This window comes from Paraburkholderia sp. SSBN10T (genome assembly GCF_056619545.1).
The window spans coordinates 164,194-186,620 of record NZ_JBWQQI010000017.1; the positions used below are offsets into that span (position 1 = coordinate 164,194).

At 64.7% G+C, this 22,427-nt stretch carries 20 protein-coding genes; 9 read left to right on the plus strand and 11 right to left on the minus strand.

What is annotated here, in order from left to right; all coding sequences use genetic code 11:
• Positions 1-31: 31 nt before the first annotated feature.
• From AC1ECK_RS24635 to AC1ECK_RS24665, 7 genes are all read right to left on the minus strand, one after another.
• The gene (locus tag AC1ECK_RS24635) at positions 32-1,663 is read right to left on the minus strand and encodes an HAL/PAL/TAL family ammonia-lyase (RefSeq protein WP_480323707.1); all 1,632 of its coding nucleotides are present in this window, start codon (positions 1,661-1,663) and stop codon (positions 32-34) included.
• A gap of 8 nt (positions 1,664-1,671) precedes the next feature.
• Positions 1,672-2,463, minus strand: a complete 792-nt coding sequence (locus AC1ECK_RS24640; RefSeq protein ID WP_480323709.1) for an ABC transporter ATP-binding protein — start codon at positions 2,461-2,463, stop codon at positions 1,672-1,674.
• A gap of 34 nt (positions 2,464-2,497) precedes the next feature.
• Positions 2,498-3,259 (minus strand): ABC transporter permease, encoded by a 762-nt coding sequence (locus AC1ECK_RS24645; protein WP_480323711.1) that lies wholly within the window; start codon positions 3,257-3,259, stop codon positions 2,498-2,500.
• 17 nt (positions 3,260-3,276) lie between these two features.
• Complete coding sequence (locus tag AC1ECK_RS24650) at positions 3,277-3,999, minus strand: ABC transporter permease (protein WP_480323713.1); 723 nt, start codon at positions 3,997-3,999, stop codon at positions 3,277-3,279.
• Positions 4,000-4,135: 136 nt separating this feature from the next.
• Positions 4,136-4,996 carry a transporter substrate-binding domain-containing protein gene (locus AC1ECK_RS24655; protein WP_480323715.1) on the minus strand — a complete coding sequence of 287 codons (861 nt, stop codon included), beginning with the start codon at positions 4,994-4,996 and terminating at the stop codon, positions 4,136-4,138.
• Positions 4,997-5,339: 343 nt separating this feature from the next.
• Complete coding sequence (locus AC1ECK_RS24660; RefSeq protein WP_480323717.1) at positions 5,340-6,017, minus strand: methyltransferase family protein; 678 nt, start codon at positions 6,015-6,017, stop codon at positions 5,340-5,342.
• Between the two features lie 83 nt (positions 6,018-6,100).
• Complete coding sequence (locus AC1ECK_RS24665; protein ID WP_480323719.1) at positions 6,101-6,922, minus strand: arylamine N-acetyltransferase family protein; 822 nt, start codon at positions 6,920-6,922, stop codon at positions 6,101-6,103.
• 621 nt (positions 6,923-7,543) lie between these two features.
• Here AC1ECK_RS24665 and AC1ECK_RS24670 point away from each other — a divergent pair.
• From AC1ECK_RS24670 to AC1ECK_RS24695, 6 genes are all read left to right on the plus strand, one after another.
• Positions 7,544-9,070 carry a carbohydrate porin gene (locus AC1ECK_RS24670; RefSeq protein ID WP_480323721.1) on the plus strand — a complete coding sequence of 509 codons (1,527 nt, stop codon included), beginning with the start codon at positions 7,544-7,546 and terminating at the stop codon, positions 9,068-9,070.
• Between the two features lie 78 nt (positions 9,071-9,148).
• Positions 9,149-10,297, plus strand: a complete 1,149-nt coding sequence (locus AC1ECK_RS24675) for an SMP-30/gluconolactonase/LRE family protein (protein ID WP_480323723.1) — start codon at positions 9,149-9,151, stop codon at positions 10,295-10,297.
• A 2-nt stretch (positions 10,298-10,299) separates the two neighbouring features.
• Entirely contained in the window at positions 10,300-11,607 is a 1,308-nt protein-coding gene (gene efeB / locus AC1ECK_RS24680) for an iron uptake transporter deferrochelatase/peroxidase subunit (RefSeq protein WP_480323725.1), read from the plus strand.
• A 154-nt stretch (positions 11,608-11,761) separates the two neighbouring features.
• The gene (locus AC1ECK_RS24685) at positions 11,762-12,793 is read left to right on the plus strand and encodes an iron ABC transporter substrate-binding protein (protein WP_480323727.1); all 1,032 of its coding nucleotides are present in this window, start codon (positions 11,762-11,764) and stop codon (positions 12,791-12,793) included.
• Entirely contained in the window at positions 12,794-14,398 is a 1,605-nt protein-coding gene (locus AC1ECK_RS24690; RefSeq protein ID WP_480323729.1) for an ABC transporter permease, read from the plus strand.
• Between the two features lie 37 nt (positions 14,399-14,435).
• Positions 14,436-15,494: an ABC transporter ATP-binding protein gene (locus tag AC1ECK_RS24695; protein WP_480323731.1), complete on the plus strand. Its 1,059-nt coding sequence runs from the start codon at positions 14,436-14,438 to the stop codon at positions 15,492-15,494.
• Here the strand turns inward: AC1ECK_RS24695 and AC1ECK_RS24700 are convergent.
• On the minus strand, positions 15,479-16,426 hold the full coding sequence (locus AC1ECK_RS24700; protein WP_480323733.1) for a LysR substrate-binding domain-containing protein: 948 nt from the start codon (positions 16,424-16,426) through the stop codon (positions 15,479-15,481). The genes AC1ECK_RS24695 and AC1ECK_RS24700 overlap by 16 nt on opposite strands.
• Before the next feature lie 101 nt (positions 16,427-16,527).
• Between AC1ECK_RS24700 and AC1ECK_RS24705 the strand changes: the two genes are divergently transcribed.
• A complete protein-coding gene (locus AC1ECK_RS24705) occupies positions 16,528-17,439 on the plus strand; it encodes a DMT family transporter (protein WP_480323735.1) in 912 nt (303 codons plus the stop codon).
• A 117-nt stretch (positions 17,440-17,556) separates the two neighbouring features.
• On the opposite strand, the gene AC1ECK_RS24710 is transcribed toward AC1ECK_RS24705, so the two are convergent.
• The 3 genes from AC1ECK_RS24710 to AC1ECK_RS24720 form a co-directional block, all read right to left on the minus strand.
• Positions 17,557-17,859, minus strand: coding sequence for a Txe/YoeB family addiction module toxin (locus AC1ECK_RS24710; RefSeq protein ID WP_480323737.1), 303 nt, complete (start codon positions 17,857-17,859; stop codon positions 17,557-17,559).
• On the minus strand, positions 17,816-18,109 hold the full coding sequence (locus tag AC1ECK_RS24715) for a type II toxin-antitoxin system Phd/YefM family antitoxin (RefSeq protein WP_480323739.1): 294 nt from the start codon (positions 18,107-18,109) through the stop codon (positions 17,816-17,818). The genes AC1ECK_RS24710 and AC1ECK_RS24715 overlap by 44 nt, the downstream gene beginning before the upstream one ends.
• Before the next feature lie 297 nt (positions 18,110-18,406).
• Positions 18,407-19,705, minus strand: a complete 1,299-nt coding sequence (locus AC1ECK_RS24720; protein ID WP_480323788.1) for an MFS transporter — start codon at positions 19,703-19,705, stop codon at positions 18,407-18,409.
• A 191-nt stretch (positions 19,706-19,896) separates the two neighbouring features.
• On the opposite strand from AC1ECK_RS24720, the gene AC1ECK_RS24725 reads away from it, so the two are divergent.
• Both AC1ECK_RS24725 and mdcA read left to right on the plus strand, forming a co-directional pair.
• On the plus strand, positions 19,897-20,676 hold the full coding sequence (locus AC1ECK_RS24725; RefSeq protein ID WP_480323741.1) for a GntR family transcriptional regulator: 780 nt from the start codon (positions 19,897-19,899) through the stop codon (positions 20,674-20,676).
• Between the two features lie 8 nt (positions 20,677-20,684).
• Positions 20,685-22,349, plus strand: a complete 1,665-nt coding sequence (mdcA, locus tag AC1ECK_RS24730) for a malonate decarboxylase subunit alpha (protein WP_480323743.1) — start codon at positions 20,685-20,687, stop codon at positions 22,347-22,349.
• Positions 22,350-22,427: the final 78 nt, after the last annotated feature.

Genomic DNA, 22,427 nt, shown 5'->3' on the forward strand with positions numbered 1-22,427 from the left:
GCCGAACCGGCTGGCGGGTCGATAGACCCGGTCATGCCGCCGATTGCAGATCGCAGGCGGCGACGCCAGGCGTAGTGGGTGGTGCTGCAGGGCTCGCTCCGGCGGCCGCTGCAGGACCGGTATCTCCCCCGGCGCTGACGACTGCTGGCCGCATCATACCAGGGTTCGGCAGCGGCGGCGGCACGCTATCGGCAATCATCCGGAACGCCAGCGCCATGTCCCCGGCGAGCGGCCGGTCGTCGCGATAGCTCGGCACCGCCCTGCGCACGTTTTGCCACAACGAATCGGTGTACGGCGCGCGTGGCGCATCGAGCGTCTGCAGGTCGTAAGCCTGGGTAGCCGCCAGTAGTTCGATGGCGACAATCCGGCCGGCATTGTCGACGATCTCCAGCGCCTTCAGCGCCGCGGGGGTCGCGTGGCACAGATGGTCCTCCTGCAGGGCGGAGGTGATGCCGCCGTCCAGGCTCGCAGGCATCGCGAGACGCCGGTTCTGCGCCACCAGCGAAGCCGCCGTGTACTGCGCAATCATGAAACCGGAACAGGTGCCGCCCTGCTCGGCGAGGAACGCCGGCAGGCCGCTCACCAGCGGATTGACGAGGCGGTCCAGACGCCGCTCGGCCATTGCCGCGACCTGTGCGATCGCGGTGGCGAGGCTGTCCATCGCCAGCGCGATCGAAGCGCCCACCGCATGGGCCTGTGAATAGACGCGCGGCGCCTCGGGCGTGCCGGCGACGATCGGATTGTCGGTGATCGACGCCAGTTCGCGGTTCACGACTTCGGCCGTCGCGCTGAGCACGTCGCGGGCCGCGCCGTGGACGTGGGGAATGGTCCGCATGCTGAGCGGGTCTTGCGTGCGCTGGCCGACCACTGCCGCAAGGATGCCGCTGCCGGCCAGCGCGCCGCGCATTCTTGCGCCGACCACAGTCAAGCCCGGCGAGAGCCGTAACGCCAACGACTCGGCGTCGAATGCAGCCAGTTGGCCGCGCAGGTTTTCGAAGCTCATTGCCGCGACCGCGTCGCTCCAGTCGAGCAGGCGCTCGGCGCGCGCCAGCGCGAGCGCCGCCAGCCCGGTCACGCAGGGCGTACCGTTGACGAGACTGAGCCCCTCCTTCGCTTCGAGCACGAGCGGCTCGAGCCCCAGGCGCTGTAACGCTTCGCGGCCGCTCAGGCGCTCGCCGCGATAACGGGCATGGCCTTCGCCGATACAGACGAGCGCGATGTGCGCCATATGGCTCAGATAACCGACCGAGCCGAACGCCGGCACCTCGGGCAGGCAATCGGCGTCGAGCAGCGCGACCAGCCGCTCGGCGACGGCAAGCCGGATGCCCGAATGGCCATGGGCGAAATTGTTGAGCGCAGCGGCCATGATCGCGCGGGTTTCCGCGCTGCCGAGCGGCGTGCCGACGCCGACTGCATGGCTCATCAGGATGTTGCGCGACAAGCTACGCTGCTCGGACGGCGAGACAATCACATCGCACAGTGCGCCCACCCCGGTGTTCACGCCATAGGCGCGAATCCCGCGCTCGACGATCTGTTCGACCAGCAGGCGGGCCGCTGCGATGCGTGCGCGTGCATCGGCGGAAAGCTCGAGTGGCGTGCCCGCGGCCACCGCCGCAATCTGACGCCAGTCGAGAGGACGTTCGGAACGGATGATAACGGTCATGATGTTGCTCAGTTCGTGGTGCGGTGATGGTGGCTCGAAACGAACTGTTTAAAGCGCTCGGATTTGAGCTCGCCGAACACCTCGTCGGGCGTGCCGTCCGCTTCGACTTCGCCCTGGTGCAGGAACATCACGCGATTCGACACATGACGCGCAAAGCCCATTTCATGAGTGACGACCAGCATCGTGCGGCCCTCCTCAGCCAGCGAGCGCATCACGCGCAGCACTTCGCCGACCAGTTCCGGGTCGAGCGCCGAGGTCGGCTCGTCGAACAGCATGACCTTCGGGTGCATCGCCAGCGCCCGCGCAATCGCCACGCGCTGCTGCTGACCGCCCGACAGATGCGCCGGATAGTGGCCGCGCTTTTCGGCCAGCCCCACTTTGGCAAGCAGCGCTTCGGCCTCTTCGACCGCTTCGGCGCGGCTGCGCTTTTGCACGCGCATCGGACCTTCGAGCAGATTCTCGAGGACCGTCATATGCGACCACAGGTTGAAGTTCTGGAACACCATGCCGAGTTGCGAACGGATGCGGTCCACCTGGCGGCGGTCGCTCGGTTGCAGCTTGCCGTCGCCGCGGCGCTTCATTTTCAGTTCTTCGCCGGCCAGCGCGACCGAGCCGTCGTCGGGCGTCTCCAGCAGGTTCAGGCAGCGCAGAAACGTGCTCTTGCCGGAACCGCTCGCGCCGAGGATCGAGATCACGTCGCCCTGATGCGCGTCGAGCGAGATACCCTTCAGAACGTGATGGTCGCCGAACGACTTGTGAATGTTCTTGACCGACAATGCAACGGGTGCCGTAGCGTTCATGTGATTCTCCAGACTGTCCAGGATGAGCGGCCGTTCAGGGAGCGGCCCGATGTGCCCGGCGTGCTTCGGTGGTGGCGGAAACCGGGCGCGCTTTGGGCTGGGTGGGCGCCGCGCGCAGATGGCGCGACAGACGCACTTCGAGCCACCCCAGCAGGCGCACGATGACGAAATTCAGGAACAGATAGATCAACGCGGCGCAGATAAACACTTCAGTAGTGCGATAGGTCTGCTGGATGATCTGCTGTGCGACGCCGGTGACTTCCCACACGGTGACGAGACTCGCGAGCGCCGTCGACTTGACCAGCAGCACGGCTTCGGTCGAATACGCGGGCAGGCACTGGCGCAGCGCAATCGGTCCAATCACGCGGCGCAGCAGCGCGAAGCCCGACAGGCCGATCGAATAACCCGCTTCGATCTGCCCGACCGGCACCGCCATCAAGCCGCCGCGGATGATCTCGGCGGTATACCCGGCGGTACACAGCGCGAGCGACAGCACCGCGCACATATACGGTTCGCGCAGCACCGGCCACAGGAAGCTCTCGCGGATCACGCCGAACTGGCCGAGCCCGTAGTAGACGAGAAACATCTGGATCAGAAGCGGCGAGCCGCGAAACACGAGGATGTAGGCACGCGCGAAGCGGTTCGGCAGCCAGTGCGGTGAGATACGCATCGTGACGATCACGAGCGACAGCAGTCCGCCGAGCACCAGTGAGGAAAAGAACAGTCCCAGCGTGGTCGGCACGGCGGCGAGCAACTGGCGCAGCGTGTCGAGCAGAAAGTCGAAGTCGATATGCATGATGACCGGATGCCTCGTCAGTTACGCGCGAAATTGCGGCGGAAGGACCGGCCCACACGCGCTTCCGCGTGATTGAAGACCCGGTTGGAGATACTTGTCATCAGCAGATACAGCGCGCCGCCCACGACGAAGAAGGTGAAGTATTGATGGGTCGAGCCTGCCGCCACCTGGCTCACGCGCAGCAGCTCGGCCAGGCCTGTGACCGAAATCAGTGCGGAGTCCTTCAGGCTCAGTTGCCAGACGTTGCCGATACCCGGCAACGCGAAGCGCAGCACTTGCGGGATCAGAATGCGGCGCGCCATCGTCAGCGTAGACATGCCGATCGAACGGGCCGCTTCCAGTTCGCCGCGCGAGACCGCCAGCACCGCCGCGCGGTAAACCTCGGCCTGATAAGCGCCGGAGATCATCCCCACCGCGAGCGCGCCGATCACGAAGGGCGGCACGCCGACGAAGCCGTCGGCGCCGAACCACTGGCCGATCGTCGTCACCAGCGTCGAGCCGCCGAAATAGAACAGGTAGATCACGAGCAGTTCGGGCACGCCGCGAAACACCGTCGTGTAGAAATCGCCGACGACGCGCAAGCTGCGAAAGCGCGACAGCTTGGCTGCCGCCACCAGTGCCCCGAACACCGCGCCGACGGCAAGCGCCGCGAGCGTCAGCGCGACGGTCATCAAGGCCGCCAGCAGCACGACGCCGCCCCAGCCATCCGGCCCGAAGCCGAGCATCCCGATCAGAGCCATACCCTACCCCTCGTCTGTTCCGTTGGATCAGTCCGCCTGGCCATGCGACGCGTGACGCACGGCCAGGCACACCGTTACTGCATACCGGTTACGGCATCATGCGCGAGGCGGCACAGCCGCCGCGCGCATGCATCGCTCAGGGCGTGACGTCGGTCTTGAACCACTTCTGGGAAAGCTTCTTCACGGTGCCGTCGGCGAGCGCCGCGGCGATTGCGGTGTCGAACTTCGTCTTCAGGTCGGCGTCCTGCTTGCGGAAAGCGAGGCCTTCGCCCGGACCCCAGATCGGACCGCCGATCTTAGGTCCGGCCATCACGATCGAGGCGGTCTCTTTCTTGTCGGTGTTGGCGGCGTAGTAGGTCACGTCGTCGAACGAGGCGTCGATGCGGCCGTTCGCCAGGTCGAGGTCGCGCTCGGGCGAGGTCTTGTAGACGCGGATGGTGGCGACGTCCTTGAAGCCGTCGTTGATGAACTTGGTATAGACCGTGCCCGACTGGATGCCGATGGTCTTGCCCTTCAGTTCTTTACGCAATACGTCGACAGTCGGCTGGTCGGTCTTCGGGTCGCCCGTCAGCTTGAGGACGGCGCTGGTCGGGCCGGCCTTCGGCAGGATCTTGGTGTCGGTCACGGCGAAGCTCGCCGGCGTGGCGGCATAAGGACGCGAGAAAGCGATGATCTTTTCACGTTCCGGCGTGATCGAGATCGCGTCCATCAGGACATCGAACTTGCCAGCCTGCAGGCCCGGAATCATGCCGTCCCAGTCTTGCGCGACCAGGTTGCACTGCAACTGGATACGCGCGCACAGATTCGCCACGAGTTCCGGTTCGAAGCCGCCCAGCTTGCCGCCAGGCAGCGTCAGATTCCACGGTGCATAGCCGCCTTCCAGCGCAATCGTCACCGATTTCCATTCTTTCGCCTGCACCGGCGCCGAGAGAATGGTCGCTGCGCCGAGGACGGCGCCAATCAATGCTTTAGCCAACGTAGTGCGCTTTACCTTCACGTCGAAACTCCTTTGATTGAGGGAACACCATCCAGCTAGTCGAGCGATCTATTCACTCGCCTAAATTGACTAGACAAGTCTGCATGAGTAAAAAAATCGTCGCAAGTAGAATTATGGGATTTCGCATAAATCTTCGGGTAAGCCCTATATATCAAGGCTTTCAGAAGAATTTCGCAGACTTGAGCAGACCCGAAAGAAGCGCGTCGGCACGCTGCTTTGGTGCATTTTGTCTAGACAGGTTTGCGAAACGAGGCGGGACGCACCTTGGCGGTGCAACGGCGTGCGGGCGTCGCACGAAGGCGGGGGGAGTGACCTCGCGGCGTGGTTGCGAGAGGAAACGCCGCTACCAGAGATAAGGCACGAACCGGTAGCGCACCCGCGCCGCGTACCCGGCATAGCCTTCAAGTTGCGCGGCGAGCAGGCGCTCCTCCTGCACCGCGCGATAACCGAGACCGGCGATCAGCAGCGGCACGCAGGCGAGTCCCCACCATGAGCCGAGCAACAGCGGCTCACCGACGAGAAACAGAATCGCGGCCCCGTACATTGGATGCCGAACGTAGGCGTAGGGACCGGTGTCACTGACCGTGTGACCGCGCTCGGACTGAATCTTGACGACCGGCGCCGCAAAGCTGTTGGCGCGGAACACATGAAGGCAGGCGTAGTAGCAGAGAAGGATAACGAGTGCGCCGACCACGCTCAGCCAGACCGGCACAGCCGACCAGTGAAAGCGCCCCGCGTCGAGCCCCATCAGGATCGTCCAGCCGACCCAGACTACGCCAGTGCAGGCCATGAAGATGCGGTCCCAGCGACTCTGTTGTCGCTGAACGGGCGACTTTAGCCGCTCGCTCAGCAACGCGGGATCGGAGTGCGCAAGCCACAGGCCGATCCAGAGACCCAACACGGCCTGTTCCAGCAGAAACCACCAGCCGCGCGCCCAATCGAGCGTGCCTGCCGCACCGAACAGCACGACCGCCATGAAGACGAGCCAGGCCGTCATTTGCACGAGAAGCCGCGTGATCATCGCATCAGGCTCCGCAAGATTGATCGTTCAAGGGACACGTCAATGTACCTTTCGTGCCGTTTCGGTGTCGCCTCTTTGCCCCGTTACTCTCGCGGTAGCCGCTCGAAGAGACGCGGCACATCGATCTCGCCCACCGCCAGACCGAACCGCTCGCCAAGACATGCCGCGAGCTCGCCGGCGTCGTCGAGCACACGCTCGCTGACGATCGCGCCGTTCGCGGCGCGTTCCGTCAGGCGCCGGTTGAACAGTGCGAGGCGCCCATGCGGCAAGACCCGGCAGACAATCAGGTGGTTGACGAACTTCGACTGCGGCCAGGCGGACGTGTACCAGTTCGCCACCTCATAGTCGATCCATTCGACGCGCTGCAGGTCGAAGCGATAAGCCTTCGCCCAGCTATCGCCCGCTTGAACCTCCAGGTCGAGCGCGCCGTGCGACGCATCGGCGAGACGAAACGTTTCCAGCGGCGTGCGTTGCGGCAAGCCCGCTTCGAGCCGCAAGGGCGCTGTGAGCGTCACACCGCCGAAACCGACGTCGGCGAGCCACGCCGTGTCGTCGATCTCCACGCGCAACACCATGTGGGTGCGTGCAGTCACCGCACCCGCCTCGGCACCCCACAACACGCGCGCGATCAGCGGTGTCACGCGAAACCCCAGTTGCATCAGCACGCGGGCAAACAGCGCGTTTTGCTCGAAGCAATAGCCCCCGCGGCGGCGGGCGAGCAGCTTGTCCGCGATGGCCGGCAGCTCCAGCGAGACGGTGCGCCCGGTCAACGGGTCGAGATTTTCGAACGGAATCGCCAGTGGATGCAAAGCATGCAGTTCGCTTAGCACCGCGAGTGTCGCGGCACGCGGGCCTTGATAGCCGATGCGGGTGAAATACAGGTCGAGGTCGAGTGCGTTTGGCATGGATATAAAGGTGAGTAATTCCAGGAGCACCTGCGATCATCGCCGCGGCGCCTCTCACGCACGATCCGGTCAAGACCGGTCAAGGCGCTGCCCGTCAGTATCCGCGCTTATAGCCGGCGCTTACAAGCCGCCCCTGAGCACCGAGGTGGCGATCGACTGCGCGCTGATGCCGTGACTCGACGCGAACTGCACCGCCTGGCTCCGCGTGGACGTCAGCGACTGCAATTGCCCCGGCGCGGGTTCGACTCATTTGCCGCATGCGCCTTGACTGGCAAGACAACTGACTCACGCGAGCCTCCTGGAAAAGCTCACCGCTGATTCGCTGCCACGGGTAACAGTCGAGAAAACGCATCTCGTCAGCATGCTTTTTACTTTCATTTAAATTACTTTTACATAACTAATATCCAGATAAAGAACGGCTTACGTAATATTGAGAATTTCACCTCAGTAATATTGTTGCGAATCGTTCTCATTTGTATTGACGCACTTATTCAGTATGCGTACGATCTCGGCATTGCTGCTTGAGGCGTCGCGAACCGCTGCGGCAATACACGGGAAGCCCGGCTATCGCCATTGAACGTGGATAGCCGGGACAGTCGATACAACACAATAAGGATTTCGATGAAGTTCGCCCAGTCCAAAGGACTCGCGCCAAACGTGCGTCCATCCGGTAATGCCACATCGCGCGGTCGCGCCGCTCGCACGCTACGCCTGCCCTCGATTCGCAGCGTGGCGCTTTATACGGCATTCGCATGGGCGTCGCTGACGGCCGCCACCGCGATGGCCGAGACCAATCCCGACGCCACCCCGAACGATACGCCCGAAGCCGACCTGAGCATTCAGGCAAAACCCACCAGCCAGTGGACCGGCGTGTGGAACCGTGGGAACCTGCTCGGCGATATCGGCGGCCTGCGTCCGTGGCTCGGCAAATATGGCGTCACCTTCTCCCTCACCGAGACCAGCGAATACCTGGACAACCTGCGTGGCGGCCTGCACACCGGCGGCACCTATGACGGCCTGACGACGGCCACGGTCCAGGTCGATACGAAGAAGGCATTCGGCCTGCAGGGCGGCCTCTTCAACGTGAGCGCGCTGAACATCCACGGGCAGAACCTGAGCGCGGACAATCTCGGCACGCTGAACACCGCGAGCGGCATCGAAGCGCAGGACACGACCCGTTTGTGGGAACTGTGGTACCAGCAATCCCTGCTCGGCAACAAGATGGACATCAAGGTCGGCCAGCAGAGTATCGACCAGGAGTTCATGGTCAGCCAGAGCGCCGGCCTGTTCGTCAACACGATGTTCGGCTGGCCCGCGCTGCCCTCGTACGACATGCCGTCGGGCGGCCCCGCCTATCCGCTGGCCGACCTCGGCGTGCGCGTGCGCGGCCAGATCACGCCGCAATTGACCGCGCTCGCGGGCGTATTCGACGGCGACCCGCTCGGCAACGATTCGAACAACATCAGCGGCACGAATTTCAACCTGCATACCGGCGCGCTGTATATCGGCGAGCTGCAGTATGCGCTGAACCAGCCGGGCGACGGCCAGATGGTCGGCGCAGGCAACACCGGCCTGCCCGGCGTCTACAAGCTCGGCTTCTGGTACAACACCGGCAGCTTCGCCGACCAGCACTACGACAACACCGGTTTGTCGCTGGCGAACCCGGCATCGACCGGCGTTGCCGCGCAGCATCGCGGCGACTACAGCTTCTATGCGGTGGCCGACCAGATGGTGTGGCGTCCCGATCCGGACGAACCGCGCAGCGTCAACGTGTTCGCACGCGTGATGGGCGCGCCTGGCGACCGCAACCTGGTCGACTTCTCCGCCAACCTCGGCGTGGTGATGAAAGCGCCGTTCGCCGGACGCGACAACGACAGCGTGGGTCTGGCACTGACCTACATCAAGATCAGCAAGAGCGTGCAGGACCTCGACCTGGACAGTCGCGCCTTCAGCGGCGGTCCGTACGGCGTGCGCACCCAGGAAACCACGCTTGAGGCGACCTATCAGTATCAGGTCACCCCATGGTGGCAACTACAAGCCGACGCCCAATACACGTTCAACGCCGGCGCCGGGCAGAACCCGAACGATCCGACCCAGCCGCTGCGCAACACCTTCGTTGTCGGCGTGCGCACCAACATCACGTTCTGACCGCTTTCATAACCCGGACACCATGCTTTCGATCATGACCGCAATCACCGCTTTGTGCGCAGGCACGGAGGCTCAATCATGAATTACCCCAAGCGCAAATCTTTGCCGCGCGCTGCGCGGGCACTGATGGCAGCGGCAGGCGCCGCCGCTCTCGTCGCGGCCGGCACCGCGTATGCCGATCCGCAAGGTTTCCTCGAGACGGTGCACAAACACACCACGCTCATCAACACGGTGCCGGACAACGGCGACCAGAACCCGTACGCGATCGTCGTGGCGCCGGTCTCGGCCGGCTCGGTGAAGAAAGACGACGTGCTGGTCGACAATTTCAACAACTCGACCAACCTGCAGGGCACCGGCAGCACCATCGTGGATTACCACCCGGATACCAGGCAGATGTCGCTGTTCGCAACGATTCCGCGCGACCTGAAGGAATGCCCGGGTGGCATCGGCCTGTCGACCGCGATGACCATGCTGAAGTCGGGCTGGGTCATCGTCGGCAGCACGCCGAGCAATGACGGCACGACCGGCACCAAGGGCGCGGGCTGCCTGATCGTGCTGGATCCGCAGGGCAAGGTCGTCTCGACCATCCACAGCGAGAACATCAACGACCCTTGGGGCAACATGGCCGTGGTCGACAACGGCAACAGCGCCACGCTGTTCGTCAGCAATGCGGGCTTCGGCGTCGGCTCGGCTGCAGGCGACCCGCCGGTGTTCAAGCAGGCCACCGTGCTGCGTCTCGACCTCGACATTCCCGACGGCAAGCCGCCGGTCGTGAAGCAGGAAACCGTGGTCGCGAGCGGCTACGGCGCGCAGGCCGACAAGGGCGTGTTCCTCGTCGGGCCGACCGGCCTGGCACTGTCGCCGGACCAGAAACTCCTGTATGTTTCGGACGCCATCGGCAACCGCGTCAATGTGATCGAAGACCCGATGACGCGCGATACCAGCGCGGGCGTTGGCCGCCAGCTCACCGCCGACGGTCTGCTGCACCGCCCGCTGGCGATGGTCACGGCGCCTAACGGCCACCTGCTGGTGACCAACGCACTGAACGGCCAGGTGGTCGAGATCGACCCGGCGAGCGGCAAGCAGATTTACGCACGCTGGATCGATACCGACAAGGCGCAGTCGCCCCCGGGTAACGGCGACCTGTTCGGCATCGTGATGACGCCGGCGGGCGATGGCTTTTACTACGTGCAAGACGACGTAAACACTTTGGTGTTGGCGAAGTAATCATGACAACCGATAACAATCCCCCCACGCGGCCTGCCCGGCGCGGCTTTCTGAAAGCGGGAGGTGCGGCGGTCGCTGCAGGCGCGAGCCTTGGCGCGACCGGCGTCGCCCAGGCCGCGCTCGGCAAGCCGCAGGCGCATGCCGACAATCCGCATCAAGATCCGTACCTCGCCGTCGAACCGTTCTTCGGCGAGCATCAGGCCGGCATCGTCACGCCGGCGCAGTCGCACATCTACGTTGCCGCGCTCGATCTCACGACGACCAAGCGCGAAGACGTAATCGGCCTGTTGCGCAGCTGGACCGACGCCGCCGCGCGCATGACCCAGGGCCAGCCCGCCGCTGCGCTGCCCGGACCCGACGGCAAGGCCGCGCCTGACTCGGGCGACGTGCTCGGCCTCGGCCCGGCCGGACTGACGGTGACCTTCGGCTTCGGCCCGGGCCTGTTCGCCTCGGACGGCAAGGACCGCTACGGCATCGCCAATCGCCGCCCCGCCGCGCTGGTCGATCTGCCGCGCTTTAACGGCGACCAGTTGCTGCCGGAAAAGACCGGCGGCGACCTGTTCATCCAGGCCTGCGCGAACGATGCGCAAGTCGCCTTCCATGCCGTGCGCCAACTGGTCCGCCAGAGCTACGGCATCGCCACGATGCGCTGGGGCCAGGCCGGCTTCGTGTCGGGTCCGCGCGGCCAGACGCCGCGCAACCTGATGGGCTTCAAGGACGGCACCAACAACCCGTCGACGAAAAAGCCCGAGTTGATGAACCAGTTCGTCTGGGCCAACGGCGCCGACGCGCCGTGGATGCAAGGCGGCTCGTATAGCGTCGTGCGGCGCATCCGCATCACGCTCGAACACTGGGACATGACCGAAGCCGACTTCCAGGAACAGGTGTTCGGCCGGCACAAGTACAGCGGCGCGCCGATCGGCAAGAAGAACGAGTTCGATCCGCTCGATCTCGACGCGCAGGACAAGGACGGCAATCCGGTGATTCCGGAAAACTCGCATGTCCGGCTGTCGAACCAGGCAACCAATAACGGCGCACAGATTCTGCGCCGTTCGTACTCGTACAACGACGGCTCGAATTTCTACATCGAGCGCTGGCCGCCATGGCGCCAGGAAACCGAGTACGACGCGGGCCTGATTTTCATTGCCTACCAGGGCGACCCGCGCACCGGCTTTATCCCCATCAACGAGAAGCTCTCGAAGTTCGACATGATGAACCAGTTCACGACGCACGTCGGCAGCGCGGTGTTCGCCTGCCCGCCGGGCGCCAAACCGGGTTCGTATATCGGCGCAGAACTGTTCGAGACGTAAGACCGGGCGCCGGGTACTGCGCTCGTAAAGAAGCAGGTTTGGCTGGACGCGCGGAAAACGTAGGACAGGCGCCGCGACCGGCACCCGCAAGGTGTCGTTCGTGGCGCGCCGCGCATGACAAAGATCGATACCATCACAAAAGGAATTCTGGATCATGACTCATTCCTGGCTTGGCAACCGTGTCCGCACCATCAGCGGCGCGGCGGCTCTTCTGTTGGCGACGCTGGGCGCAGCACCGCTCGCCGCCCACGCTGCCTCGATCACGCTGTATAGCGCGCAGCACGAGCAGGTCGTCAACGCGCTCGCAAAGGACTTCGAGAGCCAGACCGGCATCTCGGTGAAGATCCGTACCGGCGAAGGTCCGGCACTGGCGGCCCAACTCGTCGCCGAAGGCGGCGCCTCGCCTGCCGACGTGTACTTCACGGAAAACTCGCCGGAACTGATGCTGCTGGAAGAAAAGGGCCTGCTCGGCAAGGTGGACGCGTCGACCTTGGCGACCATCCCGGCACGCTTCGATTCGCCGAGCGGCGTGTGGGTCGGCGTGACCGCGCGTGAAAACGTGCTGGCCTACAACACGGCCAAGGTCAAGCCGGACCAGTTGCCGCAATCGCTGTTCGATCTGGCCAAGCCGCAATGGAAAGGCAAGGTCGGCGTCGCCCCGAGCGACAGCGACTTCCTGCCGCTCGTGAGCGCCGTGATCGCGCTGAAGGGCGAAGCGCAGACGCTGGAGTGGCTGAAGGGCCTGAAGACCAACTCGCAGATCTTCGACGACGATGAAGGCGTGGTGGCTGCAGTGAATCGCGGCGCGGTCGCAACCGGCATCATCAACAACTACTACTGGGCGCGTCTGAATGCGGAAATCGGCGACAAGGGCACCCGTAGCGCGCTCTATCACTTCGGCAACGGCGATGCCGGCGCACTCGTCAACGTCTCGGGCGCAGCGGTGCTGAAGTCCGCGCACAACCAGGACGGCGCGCAGAAATTCCTGGCCTATCTGGTCAGCGAACGCGCCCAGACGCTGATGGCGAAGGGCCATGTCGACTTCGAGTATCCGCTGCATAGCGGCGTCGCGCCGGACCCGATCCTCAAGCCGTTCAACGAGCTGAACCCGCCGGCACTGACGGTGCAGCAGCTCGGCGACGACAGCCAGGCCGGCAAGCTTCTGCGTCAGGCCGGACTGCTGTAAATGAGCGATGCCGTGTCAGCCGCTGCGCCGGCTGTTGCTTCTGAACCGGCGCGTGCCCGCAAGCGCGCGCCGGGTGGTCTGTTTGCGGCGGCGGCGGCGAGCGCGCTGCTGGTGTTGCTGCCGCTCGCTTTCACGGTGTGGCGTGCAGCGAGCTTCGGTCTGGCCGAAGCGGCCGAGCTGGTGTTCCGGCCACTGGTTGGCGAGTTGCTCGTCAACACGCTGATGATCACGGTGTCGGCCACGCTCGCCTCGGCTGTGCTGGGCACGGCGGCGGCGTGGTTTGTCGAACGCACCCACCTGCCCGGCCGCCGCTTCTGGGCCGTGGCGATGGCCGCGCCGCTCGCGATGCCGGCGTTTATCACGAGCTATGCGTGGGTATCGTTCAGTCTCGATCTGCAGGACTTCAATGGCGCGTTGCTGGTCATTACGTCCGCCTATTTTCCGCTGGTCTATTTGCCGGTCGCGGCTGCCTTGCGCAGCATGGACCCGGCGCTCGAAGAAAGCGCCCGCTCGCTCGGCTGCGGCCGCTGGAGCACTTTCCTGCGCGTGATCCTGCCGCAACTGCGCCCCGCTTTGCTGGGCGGCATGCTGCTGGTGGCGCTTGGCGTGATGTCCGAATTCGGCGCCTTCACACTGCTGCGCTTTCGTACTTTCACGACCGAAATCTACGCCGAATACCGCACCAGCTTCGATGGCCCTGGCGCCTCGCTGCTCGCGTGCCTGCTGATCCTGATGTGTCTCGTCGTGCTGGCCTTCGAATTCCGCGTGCGCGGCGCGGCGCGTTATGAACGCGTCGATCGCGGCACACGTCGCGCCGTGCTGCGTTATGACCTGGGTGTGTGGCGCTGGCTGGTGGTCGCGGGCTTTGCCGCGCTGACCATCGCCACGCTCGGCGTGCCGCTCGGCATGATCGGCTACTGGCTCACGCAGCCGGGCGCGGCGGCCGTCACCCCGGCCGATGTCTCGCCCGAACTGCTGTTCAGTGCAACGCTTTCGTCGCTCGGCTTCGGCCTTGGGGCCGCCGTCCTGACCACCCTGCTGGCCGTGCCGCTCGCGTTCCTGCTGGTGCGCTATCCGGGCCGTCTCGCGACGCTGTTCGAACGCACCGTGTTCCTGGCGCAAGGCATCCCCGGCCTCGTCATCGCGCTCGCCATCGTCTCGCTCGCCGTGCATGCGCTGCAGCCGCTCTATCAAAGCGCCACGCTGCTGATCATCACCTACTCGATCCTGTTCCTGCCGCTCGCTCTGGTCAGCGTGCGCGCCGCGCTAATGCAGGCGCAGCCGCGTCTCGAAGAGACCGCGCGAGCGCTCGGGCTCGGCTGGGGCCAGACGCTCACGCGCGTGCTGCTGCCGCTCGCCGGTCCGGGTCTGGGCGCGGCGGCCTCGATGGTGTTCATCTCGGTCGTCACCGAACTCAACGCCACCTTGTTACTCTCCCCTATTGGGACCCAGACGCTCGCCACCCAGGTCTGGTCCGATACGTCTACTATGGCGTTTGCCGCCGCCGCGCCCTACGCGGCGCTGCTCACCGGCATCTCGCTGTGCGCCTCGGGCCTGCTGTTTGCGCTGCTCGGCCGCTCGGCGCTGCTCGGCGAGCGCAGCTAGGACTGCGTCGAACTTACCGCCATCCCCTCGGATTCTCATGAGCGAACTTCGTATTTGCGGCCTGCATAAATCGTTCGACGGCAACCCGGTGCTGCACGGCATCGATCTGTCCGTCGAGCGCGGCACGCTGCTCGCCCTGCTCGGTCCGTCCGGCAGCGGCAAAACCACCTTGCTGCGCGTGCTGTGCGGCTTCGAACGCGCCGACCGCGGCAGCGTGGAAATCGATGGCCGGCGGGTCGCCGGCGACGCGCTGCACGTGCCGTCGGAACGGCGCCGCATCGGTTATGTGCCGCAGGAAGGCGCGCTGTTTCCGCATCTGTCGGTGGCGGACAACATTGTGTTTGGCCTGCCGCGCACGCTGCGGCGCGCCCGCCATCGGGTCGCCGAACTGCTCGAACTGGTCGGCTTGCCGGCTTCGTTCGCGGACCGCGCGCCGCAGCAGCTTTCCGGCGGGCAGCAGCAACGGGTGGCGTTGGCACGGGCGCTTGCGCCATCCCCCACGCTGGTGATGCTCGATGAGCCGTTCTCCTCGCTCGACGCGGCGCTGCGCCTCGAAACCCGCCAGGCGGTGGCCAGCGCGCTGGCGGCGGCCGGCGCCACCGCGGTGCTGGTGACGCACGATCAATCCGAGGCGCTCTCGCTCGGCCATGAAGTCGCGGTGCTGTGGCAAGGCAAGCTGATCCAGACCGCCACGCCGGAGATCATCTACCGGCGGCCGGTGACGCGCGAGCTCGCATCGTTCATCGGCGAAGCGGTGTTGTTGCAAGGCGTAGCCGCACGCGAACGCGTGACCTGCGAACTGGGCGAACTGACGTTGTCGGCGCCCGCGCGGGACGGCGCGGTCGATGTAATGGTGCGCCCCGAACAGATCCGCCTGTGGCGCGCGGACGAAACCACCCCGGACGGCACGGCCTCGTTCGATGCGATCGTGCAGGACGTGATCTTCCAGGGGCAGGACGCAGGCGTCGCACTGCAATTGCAGTCGGCGGCACAGACGGTGGTGCGTGCCCGCGTGCCGGGCTATCGCACGCCGCACCCGGGCGAGCGCGTCAGGCTCTCGATCGACGGCGACGTGACGGCTTACGCGCGCGGCTGAATCCCGGACGCGCGTTCGTCGCGCGGCAAAGCGGACGACGCTGCGGCCGCCGCAGCCGCCGAGGCGCGCGGCTGCGAGCGCACCGACAAATCCTGAATCATCTGAGCCGCGAGGTAGTCGCAAGTCGGGCGATCCGATTTGGCGCTGCGCGCCACCACGATCTCCAGCGGCTCGATCTTCGGTAATCCCTGAGCGTCCCCCAATATGGCCAGGCGCGTTGGGACGCTGCAGCGAGTCAGGGCAATCACCGCCAAGCCCGCATCCACGGTCGCGACGAGCCCGAGCAAGCTGGCGCTGCTATAGGCCGCGCGGTAGCGAATCCGCGCGGCGTCGAGCGCGGCAAGCGTATGGGCGCGGGCCACGCAGCCCGGTTCGTACAACCCCACCGGCAACGGCGACGCCGCCAGTACCGGCGTATCCTCCGACGCCCCTACCCACACCATCGGCTCGCTGCGCACGTATTCGCCGCGCAGCTTGCGGTCGCGCGTAACAAACGCAAGATCGATCTTGTTGTCGGCCAGCATCGGCGCGAGCGCCGTGCTTTGCGCGCAGACAATCTCGATCTCCACATGCGGATACAGGTTCGAAAAACGCCGCAGCACGGGCGACAGCAACGACGACACATAGTCGTCCGGCGCCCCCAGCACGACACGCCCGCTCACCTCGGGCCGCACGATCGCCGACCACGCTTCCTCATGCAGATCGATCACCCGCCGCGCGTATTCGAGCAGCGTATTGCCCGGCCGCGTCAGCGACAGATTGCGGGTATTGCGGGCGAACAGCGTGGTGCCGAGCATGCCTTCGAGCCGTTTGATCTGCATGCTGACCGCCGCCTGGGAGCGGTGCACGGTGGCCGCGGCCTTCGTGAAACTGCCCGTCTCGACCACGGCGACGAAGGTGCGCAGCAGATCCACGTCGAATTCTGGGTGCATGATTTATAAGCCCGGCTTATCGAATTTCTCAATTTTATTCGTTTGTCGCCGCCCGGCAAGTCCTCGATACTCGACTTCGTCATCGTCACGGAGCGTTTTGCATGTCACTCACCACACGTCAACAGGGCGCCATCACGCTTGCCAGCGGCGGTCTGCTGATGGGGACGATCGGCATCTTCGTCGAGGAAGCGCGGCTCGACGCGATGACGATGGTGTTCTTTCGCTGCCTGTTCGGTTTTCTGGCGCTGGCGGGCTATTGCGCGTGGAAGGGCTTCTTCAGGGCGCAGCGGTTTACGCCGCGCATGGTGTTGCTCGCGGTGCTCTCCGGTGTGTTGATGGTGACCCAGTGGGTCTGGTTCTTCGATGCGATTCACCGCACCAGCATCGCAGTGGCGACCGTGGTGTTCCATGTGCAGCCGTTCTGGGTTGTCCTGATGGGCGCGGCGCTCTTTCACGAACGCCTTGGTGGCGACCGGCTTGGCTGGATCGCGACCGCGTTTATCGGGCTGGTGCTGGCCTCGGGCGTGACGGCGAACGCAAACCTGCAGGGGCACGCCAGTTATCTGATCGGTATCGGTGAGGCGCTGGCCGGTTCAGTGCTGTATGCGAGCGTGACGTTGATCGCCAAGAGCCTCGGCCAGTTGCGCCCGCATCTGCTGACGCTTGCGCAATGTCTGGTCGGGGTGGTGTGCCTGGGGTTTATTGCGCCGCTGGCTTCGGTCGGCCACATTGGGCCGGCGCAGTGGTTCTGGCTTGTCGGCATGGGTGTGCTGCATACCGGCCTGTCCTATGTGCTGATCTACGGCGCGCTGCCTAAGCTGACCACGCCCATCATCGCCGTGCTGCTGTTCGTCTATCCGCTCACCGCCATCGTCGTCGATGCGCTGGTTTACGGGCGCGCCCTCTCCGCGCCGCAACTGGCCGGCATGGTGCTGATCGTGCTGGCGAGTCTCGGCGTCAATCTCGGCTGGCCGTTAGTGTCGCTGTTGCAGCGCGGCGCTCACGTCCGTTGACGGTGACGGCGCGTCGGCATATGTGATGGTGCGAGTTAGACGGGAGAACCGGACGGGCCGACGTAGCCGAGCGAGCCGAGCCGGCCGGTGGAACCGGGCGTCGTGCCCGGTTTCGCTCTAGTCGTAGTGAAAGCGGCAAGCCGCGACGTAGATCAATCCGTCCTGCGGCAGATAGACCAGACGATCTGCATGAGACACGCGGCGTGACCAGAAACCCGTCAGATTGCCAACCAGGGGCTCCGGCTTGCCGGAACCCTTGAAGGGGTCACGCCGACATTCTTCGAGTAGTTCGTTGATCTTCCGCAAAACGTTAGGGTCGACCTTTTGCCAATGCAAGTAGTCTTCCCAAGCTTCATCCGTGAAGACAAAGACGCTATCAGACCTCACGGCCTCCTTGTTGCGGGCTTTCTGTTTGTTCATCTTTCAGCAGTTTGCGCGGCGTGCCCTTGCGTGCATTGATCTGGGCGACAGAACGTGCCAGCCGCTCGGCATTCTTCGGAGAGCTCAACAGATACAGGGTTTCCTGCATCGCGCTGAAGTCTTCGAGCGAAACCATCACCACATGTTCTCCGCCCTGCCGGGTAATCAGCATGGGCGCGTGGTCGCGGCATACGTCGTCCATCGCTTGCTTAAAGCCGGCACGGGCCTCGCTGTAAGTAAGGACGTTCATGTCTGGATTTCCGGCCCGAAGGCATTGCCCTCCGGCCGCTCCTCATAAAAAAGTTAGCGGTATTTCCCGTGGCGGTGAAGCCCACCGATCAATCGGATGGGCCTCACCGCCACTCCATGGGCGGCGCCCGATGTGCGGAAATCATTGTACAGAAAGCCGTACAGCACATCAAGAGGTCCAATTGGATGGGATATACCGGCAAACCAGAACAAAGCATGCCTCGTATTGCGGCCGGACACCACCTGGCCAATTGGCCAGCTTCTCCCGACAGACGATGCCCACCGCGATCACGCTGCCTCACTGCGGCAACACTTCCCCCTTGGTCTCCGGCGCAAACGGAATGATAAAAAGCCCGATGACGAATGCGAGCGCGGTGATCGCAACCGGAATCCCGAGCGTATGCATGTTCAGCACCGCTGCGCCCAGCAGGAAGTTCACACCGGCGCCGACGAAGCGTCCAAACGAGGTGCAAAACGCAAACGCCGTTGCCCGCACGCGGGTTTCGAACTGCTCCGGCAACCACAAGCTGAACAGCGCGAAATTCCCGCCGAAGAACCCCAGCACACACAGCCAGGAAATAAACGGCACCAGTCCGTTGGGCATATAAAACGACCAGCCGAAGCTGCCGACGATCGCCACTGCCATCCCCGCGAAATAGATCGCCAGGGTCTTTTTACGCCCGATCCGTTCGGCAAGCGGCGGCAATGCGAGGCAACCGAGCACCGTTGAAATAGACAGCAAACCGGTAGCAATCGACGCGGTCCGGATTGCATCGGGCTTGGCCATGCCGGCGCGCGTCGCAAGTTGAATCACCGCCGACGGTTCGTACACCGCTCCGGCCCACAGTCCGATAATCGCGATCGTCAACAACGCGCACGCCACCCAGGTGCGGCGGCGATACACGGGGCCGAGAATCTCGCGCAACGGCTTGCTGTGCACCGTGCGCGCCTCCGCCTTCTGCCATTTCTCCGGCTCCTTGACGCGCAGCAGAATCAGAATCGCGACGACCACCGGCACCGCACCGGTCAGGAACATGGCGCGCCAGCCGTAGTGCACGCCGATCGTGTAATTGAGCGCGGCCGCCAGGAAAAAGCCGGCGTAGTAACCGGTCTGCAGATAGCCCGCGCCCATCTTGCGGCGATCCTCCGGCCAGGCCTCGGCCACATAGGTGCCCGCCAGCGCCCATTCGCCGCCGATCCCGACACCCGCGATGAAACGGAAGATCGCCAGTTCCCACACGTTGTGAGCCGTCGCCGAGAGTCCCGTAAAGATCGCGAAGGTGAAGATCGTGCCGGCCAGCACCTTGGTGCGCCCGAAGCGGTCGGCCAACGGCCCCCAGATAAACGACAGCCCCCAGCCGATCAGAAACAGCGCAAACAGGATCGACCCGGCCAGCCCGACGTTGGCAGGCGTCGCCGCGTAACCCGAGCGCGGCAATAGTTCAGTCAGCGCGGGCGTGAGGACGAGTGCGTAGATGAACGAGTCCATCCCGTCCAGTGTCCAGCCCGCCCATGCGCCCCAGAAGCCTGCAATCTGCGAGCGGTTAAGCGGCGTGCGATGTCGCGCGGCCTGCGCGCGGTCCGTGATCGAATTCATCATGCTCCTCCGGCCCTGCGGTTGGAATACGTATTCCTGACAACGGGTTAGCGTGCGCGCGGCAGATAAAACGGGCGTTTCGCCAGAAAGACGCTAGAACGTAAAGGAGCGTCCCCAACAACCGTCGAACCGACCGGCCTCCGGGTCTGCCCCCTTGCAATACGCGATTTTCATATATAATATTTGAAACCATGAACGACGCAACAGATGGTTTTCCCCTGGACAGTCCGGCGCACGCCTCCTTTCTGCCTGTAGCGGCCGCGCCGCGGGCCAGCACGTCACGCGTTATCGCGGATGCCCTGCGGGCGGCGATTATCGAAGGCACGCTGGCGCCCGGCGCGCCTTTGCGGCAGGACGCGATTGCCCGTCACTTTTCGGTCAGCGCGATTCCCGTACGCGAAGCGCTGCGGCAACTGGAAGGCGAAGGCTGGGCGAAGGTCGCGGTGCATAAAGGGGCGACGGTCGCGCCACTGTCGGCGGACGAAGCGCGCGAAATCTACGAGATTCGCTCGGCGCTCGAAAGCCTGGCCATCGGCCTCGCCATTCCGCGGCACACCGCGGCTACGCTGGAAGACGCGGACAAACTGTGCCGCGCCGCCGAGAGCGAGCTGGATCCGTCGCTCTACGTGGCCCGCAACGAGGCGTTCCATATGAGCCTGTATGCGCCGGCCGCGCGGCCCCAGTTAGAAGAGATGATCGCCACGCTGCATCGCCGCGGCGAGCGTTATCTGCGCCTCAAATTCGGCCTGCCCTTGTACAAGGACGAATCCGATCACGAACACGCGGCGCTGCTCGATGCAGTGCGTCGCGGCGATATCCCCGCTGCACGCTCGCTGGTGACCGCGCATCTGCTCGGCACCGGCGAACTGCTGCACCGTTTCCTGACCGAACGCGCGCAGGCCGAAGCCGCGCAAGCCCACGGCCGCAGGCCGCGTAAGAAGCGCGCGCGCACTCCATCCACCGGGAACTGAATCCGCCGATGAATCCACAAGCCGAACCCTCCCCCCAGGCTGCCCGCTGCTGGACCACGCTGCGCGACGAGAAGGCACGGCGGCTTGCCGCCATCGCGCCGTGGCTCGAAGACGGCGTGTTGCGCCGGGAGCGCATCGTCGAGGCGCTGGAAACGCTGATCCACCCCGGCGACCGGGTCGCCCTTGAAGGCGACAATCAAAAGCAGGCTGATTTTCTGTCGCGCTCGTTCGCCAAGGCCGATCCGCAAAAAGTCCACGACGTCCATCTCCTGATCTCGAGCATCAGCCGTCCTGAGCATCTGACGCTGTTCGAGCGCGGCATCGCGCACAAGGTCGACTTCGCGTTCGCCGGGCCGCAGAGCCTGCGTGTCGCGCAACTGCTCGAAGACGGCCAGTTGGAAATCGGGGCGATTTATACCTACGTCGAGTTGTACGCGCGGATGTTCGTCGACCTGACGCCGAACGTCGCGCTGCTGTGCGCGGAAAAAGCGGACCGGCACGGCAATCTGTACACCGGGCCGAACACCGAGGACACCCCCACCATCGCCGAGGCAACCGCGTTCCGGCATGGCATCGTGATCGTTCAGGTGAACGAAATCGTCGACGAACTGCCGCGTGTCGATATTCCGGGTTCGTGGGTCGACGTCGTCGTCGAGTCCGACCGGCCGTTCGCGGTCGAGCCGCTCTTCACGCGCGATCCACGCCATATCGGCGACCTGCAGGTGCTGACCGCGATGATGGTGATTCGCGGCATCTACGAAGCGTATGGCGTGAGCTCGCTCAATCACGGCATTGGCTTCGATACGGCCGCCATCGAACTGCTGCTGCCCACCTACGGTCAGGCGCTCGGGCTGAAGGGCAAGATTTGCCGCAACTGGACGCTCAATCCGCATCCCACCTTGATTCCGGCCATCGAATCGGGCTGGGTCGAAAGCGTGCATTGCTTCGGCAGCGAAGTGGGCATGGAGCGCTATATCGAGGCGCGTCCCGACGTCTTCTTCACCGGACGCGACGGCAGCCTGCGCTCGAACCGGGTGCTGTGCCAGTTGGCCGGGCAATACGGTGTCGATCTGTTTATCGGCTCGACGCTGCAGATCGATGCGGATGCGAATTCGTCCACCGTCACGCGCGGACGGCTGGCCGGCTTCGGCGGCGCGCCGAACATGGGACACGATCCACGCGGCCGCCGTCATTCGAGCGAAGCCTGGCTCAAGCTGCTGAAGGATCAGGGGCCGGTTTCACGCGGACAGAAGCTGGTGGTGCAGCTCGCCGAGACCTACAAGAAGGGCGGTGAGCCCACCTTCGTCGACGAACTCGACGCCGTGGCTGTCGGCGCGAAGAGCGGCATGCCAGTCGCGCCGGTGATGATCTACGGCGATGACGTCAGCCATGTGGTCACCGAAGAAGGCATCGCGCATCTGCACAAGGCCGAAGGCATCGAGGAACGGCGTGCGGCGCTCGCCGCCGTGGCCGGCGTCACGCCGATCGGTCTGCGCGCGAAGCCGGAAAAGACCGCGGAACTGCGCCGGCGCGGCATCGTTGCGTATCCTGAAGATCTCGGCATCCGGCGCGGCGAAGCGAAGCGTTCGCTGCTGGCCGCGCGCAGTATCGACGACCTCGTGACCTGGTCGGGCGGCCTGTATGCACCGCCGGCGCAATTCCGGAGCTGGTAGTCATGGCGCCCCCCGCTCTGAGCCCGGTACTGGCCACAGCAGGATCGAGCGCTTCTGCGCTTGCGCTGACGGAGGCGC